Source organism: Acidisphaera sp. S103, from assembly GCF_009765975.1.
Taxonomy (GTDB): Bacteria; Pseudomonadota; Alphaproteobacteria; order Acetobacterales; family Acetobacteraceae; genus Rhodopila.
Window position 1 is genome coordinate 1 of the sequence record NZ_LMUJ01000001.1, and the last position, 3,659, is coordinate 3,659.

A 3,659-nucleotide genomic window follows, 5' to 3' on the forward strand; every position below is an offset into this window, starting at 1 on the left:
CGACTCACTCCGCCTGCGCCGCAAGGTCGCCGCTTGGGACGACGACTTCCTCGCAGGCCTCATCGCGCGGTAAACGACTTCACCCGATTCCCCTGGAACTAGCTCCCCCCTACGGCGGGGGATTCGCATATGACGGATTTCGGCGAATTTTGGACTTGCGACGTGGCGGCTGATTGGATTCCAACGTCGGGATTCACCCCAGGTGGCCACCGCGCATGGAAGAGTTCATCGCCTGTTTTTCCGAGGTTTCCGACCCGCGGCAGGAGAATGTCCGTCACAGTCGAGGTTGCATATCGCCGATTTCCAACGCGAGTTGCCGATCGTCGGGCTGATCTTGGCATAGGTCGCAGACGATTGGCGACGTGTCGGGCGGATATCGGCGCGGGACCGTCCTGCCGCATGTCGCACAGACTTCATGATACGGCGCCATCACAGCCGCTCGGTGGACAGGACGATGACGTAAGGCCATCCTTCCGGGATGGCGCTTCTCGTCGGGAACTGCTGCACGCTGCCATCGAGCAGGCACCGGCCATATCCATAACTCACAGATCGGATTGGCTTCGAACCCTCTGGCGTGTCGATCAACATGAGCGCATCGCGCAGCATACCACGCACGGCGACAGCGAGGCGGTCAAGGGTCATGGAACACATGACTACCATTATGTTTTATTTATGTTCTCAAGACGAGGCCGCCCCTCGAGGATGCCCAGTCCGCAAGGAAACGTACGAAGCACTGCATCCTGACGCGCGAGATGGCGCGAACGGCGGCGATGGGAGGTCAATACACTGAGCCACTTCCTATGGAGGTCATCCGGCCCATGTTTTGAGGAGCGCGAACAGCAGCCAAACCAACGCCAGGATCGCGCAGCCGATGCCGAACCCTATGGCCGCGCCTGTGAACCAGACGTCTTGCCCGTATATCCACGTGCTGAACATTGCCCCGGTGATAGCGGACAGGAACGGCAAAGCGATGTTGGATCCGAGCATTGTACCTCCTGAGCGCAACCCGAACCGGCTGCACGTGATGTCCTGCGTGGGAGACGACCAGCTATCTGTCCGCGGGAGACCGCGCCGGTCGGCCTACGAGAAGCCAAGTCCAGCACTTCCGCCGATGTAAGGCCCCAGCTTGCCTGCGGTGAGGCTGCCCCACGCCATTATCCGTCCCACCGCAAGCCGTGAGCGCGACTACGGAGAGGGTCGCCACGAGGGTGATGAGTGTGCGCATGAACGTGCCTCGGCTTGGGCGGCAGACGTGTGGCTCGGACTGACCCGCGCGCAAGAATCGGGCTTAGAACCTCGTCGTTTGTTGCCCCTACTGTTGCCCGTCATTGACAATGGAGCGTGGGGAAGAGGAAAAATCCAGCTAATTGATTGATTTCAATGGCTCGGGCGGTAGGATTCGAACCTACGACCAATCGGTTAACAGCCGATTGCTCTACCGCTGAGCTACACCCGAACACTGTCCCGGCAGCGGCCGCCGAGGGCGCCTGTCTAGTGGCCCCCGCCCGGCGGGTCAACTGCCGAAAGCGTCTGTTCAGGGGAATCGCTTGAATGTCTCACGCGGTGCGTCGGATGATTTTCTCCAGGTAATCTTGGTTCCAGCCCGCGCGTTTACGGCGGTTTTTCAAGCTGGTGATCGGTTTAGCCTGTGACAGCAGGTTCATGGCGGTATGTTTTACGATCGCCATGTTGGCGGGACCGTGGCCTGAGCGCAGGCGCGCGAGATCGTCGTGGAAGACGACGTCCAACACCCAATGCAGGCCATGGTGAGTAGGCCGGAGGGATTTCACCTCCGGCCTCTCGCAGAACCGTGCGTGAGACTCTCGCCTCACACGGCTCCCATCAGGCGAACGCGCCGACAGTACCTTTCCGCCAATGCGCGAAGAGACACGGGGTCTTCTTTGAGATGGTCTCGAGGAAGATGCTTGCCCGTGTCCTATGACCAGCGAGGCGTTTGTACTTCCGCATGGCCCATGCCACCAGTGACCTGTTGACATGGCGGAACATCGGATACAGCGCTGAGGGACAGTAGCGCCCGTAATACTCAATCCAGCCTCGTAAGACTGGATTGATCTCATTGGCGACGTCTTCCAGCGTGATCTGGGTCCTGTTGCGCAAGTTGGTCTTCCGAATCGTCTCCCGCATGGCGGTGAGCGCCGCCTGGCTGACCGCGGGCGTGAAGCTCCAGAACAGGCTGCCCCGCCTGGAGTTCTTCACCAGCCGCGGCCGAAAGCCGTACCCCAGGAAGTCGAATCCCTGGTTGACATAGCTTCCCTTGCGGCTGCCATCCTTGCAGTAGACGATCTTGGTCTTTGTCGGATGCATCTCCAGGTGGCACTCCGCCAGGCGGGCCTGAAGCACGGCCATGACGGCCTGTGCCTCCTGCTCGCTCCGGCAATGTACCAGTCCGTCATCGGCATACCGACACCACGGAAGTTCCGGGTGTGTCCGTGTCATCCACAGATCGAACGCATAGTGCAGGAACAGATTGGCCAGCACGGGGCTGACCACGCCGCCCTGAGGCGTGCCGCAGGTTCGCTCAACCTGCGTGCCGTCCTCCATGCACATCGGCGCGGTCAGCCATCTTTCGATGTACAGGACCGCCCATGGGCACGTCACATGTTTCCGAACCGCCCGCAGCAGAAGCGTGTGGTTGATGTTGTCAAACAGACCCTTGATGTCAAATTCTAGCACCCAGTCATATTTCCAGCAGCGCTTTCGCGTCACGCCGACGGCATTGAGCGCCGATTTACCGGGCCGGTAGCCGTAGGAGTCTGCCAGGAACACTGCGTCCAGATCTGGCTCAATCATCTGCTTGACCACCATCTGCGCCACACGATCGGCCACGGTTGGCACCCCGAGAAGCCTTTGCCCGCCACTCTTTTTCGGAATGGCAACGGCGCGCACCGGCGGCGGAAAGTAGCTTCCCGAACTCATCCTGTTCCAAAGCTTGTAGAGATTGTCTCCCAACTCGGCTTCGAACCGTTCGATCGTCTGTCCATCCACCCCGGCGGCGCCAGCATTAGCCCTGACCGCCTTGTAGGCTTCGTAAACCAGCTTCTTATCGATACTGAACGGCTTGTCTGCTGCGCTCACCGCGTCCTCCTGTTGCCAGTTGCCTCAATGATGCAGCCCGCCTGACCCGCCCCCTTCGCTCCAGCCGCATTACCGGCCTTCATTGCTACTACGGAGCGGTCCGTCCCAGTGCCTCGCCTCGGTACTCTCGCCTCGCGGTTTTCGCCGCTTGAGCTTCTCCCTTGCCATCGAAGCGACTGGTTCCCGCAGTTCCACGTCAAAGCCTGCGTTGGTGTCACGCCCCCTATACGCCGGTCGCCGCCTGCCCAGTCATCAGGCTCCCGGCAGGCTGGTCCCAGGAGATCGAGACGCTCCTGGTTTTGACGACAGTTCTCTGGATAACGACGCGTCTTCGAAGGGTTCACTTTCGTTCGTCTCACCAACACGCACCTGCCCGAGGTTGTCCTCGGGCTTTTGCTCCCGCGCTCACGACCACGGCTCTTGACCGCCGCCGCCTGGAGTGGTTTGGGACCCGCCCCTGAAGGCCGATCCCGAGGGGCCTGCCCTCATCTTTCACGCAGCTTGTTTCACACGGTGTCAGTTCATGGTGAACTCCTTTCCGTGTGCCCCTGCGGCACACTCTC

General features: G+C 60.6%; 3 protein-coding genes, 1 tRNA gene and 1 pseudogene. All 5 read right to left on the bottom strand.

Annotated features, from left to right (window positions below; genetic code table 11):
- Nucleotides 1-429: 429 nt before the first annotated feature.
- Nucleotides 430-642: a hypothetical protein gene (locus tag GSQ89_RS00005; protein ID WP_158920635.1), complete on the bottom strand. Its 213-nt coding sequence runs from the start codon at nt 640-642 to the stop codon at nt 430-432.
- Nucleotides 643-807: 165 nt separating this feature from the next.
- Nucleotides 808-987, bottom strand: coding sequence for a hypothetical protein (locus GSQ89_RS00010; protein ID WP_158920638.1), 180 nt, complete (start codon nt 985-987; stop codon nt 808-810).
- A 394-nt stretch (nt 988-1,381) separates the two neighbouring features.
- Nucleotides 1,382-1,456: transfer RNA gene (locus GSQ89_RS00015), tRNA-Asn, on the bottom strand.
- A 100-nt stretch (nt 1,457-1,556) separates the two neighbouring features.
- Nucleotides 1,557-1,760: pseudogene (locus tag GSQ89_RS00020) on the bottom strand (transposase); the annotation flags it as partial.
- 82 nt (nt 1,761-1,842) lie between these two features.
- Nucleotides 1,843-3,096, bottom strand: a complete 1,254-nt coding sequence (ltrA, locus tag GSQ89_RS00025) for a group II intron reverse transcriptase/maturase (protein ID WP_158920644.1) — start codon at nt 3,094-3,096, stop codon at nt 1,843-1,845.
- Between the last annotated feature and the right edge of the window lie 563 nt (nt 3,097-3,659).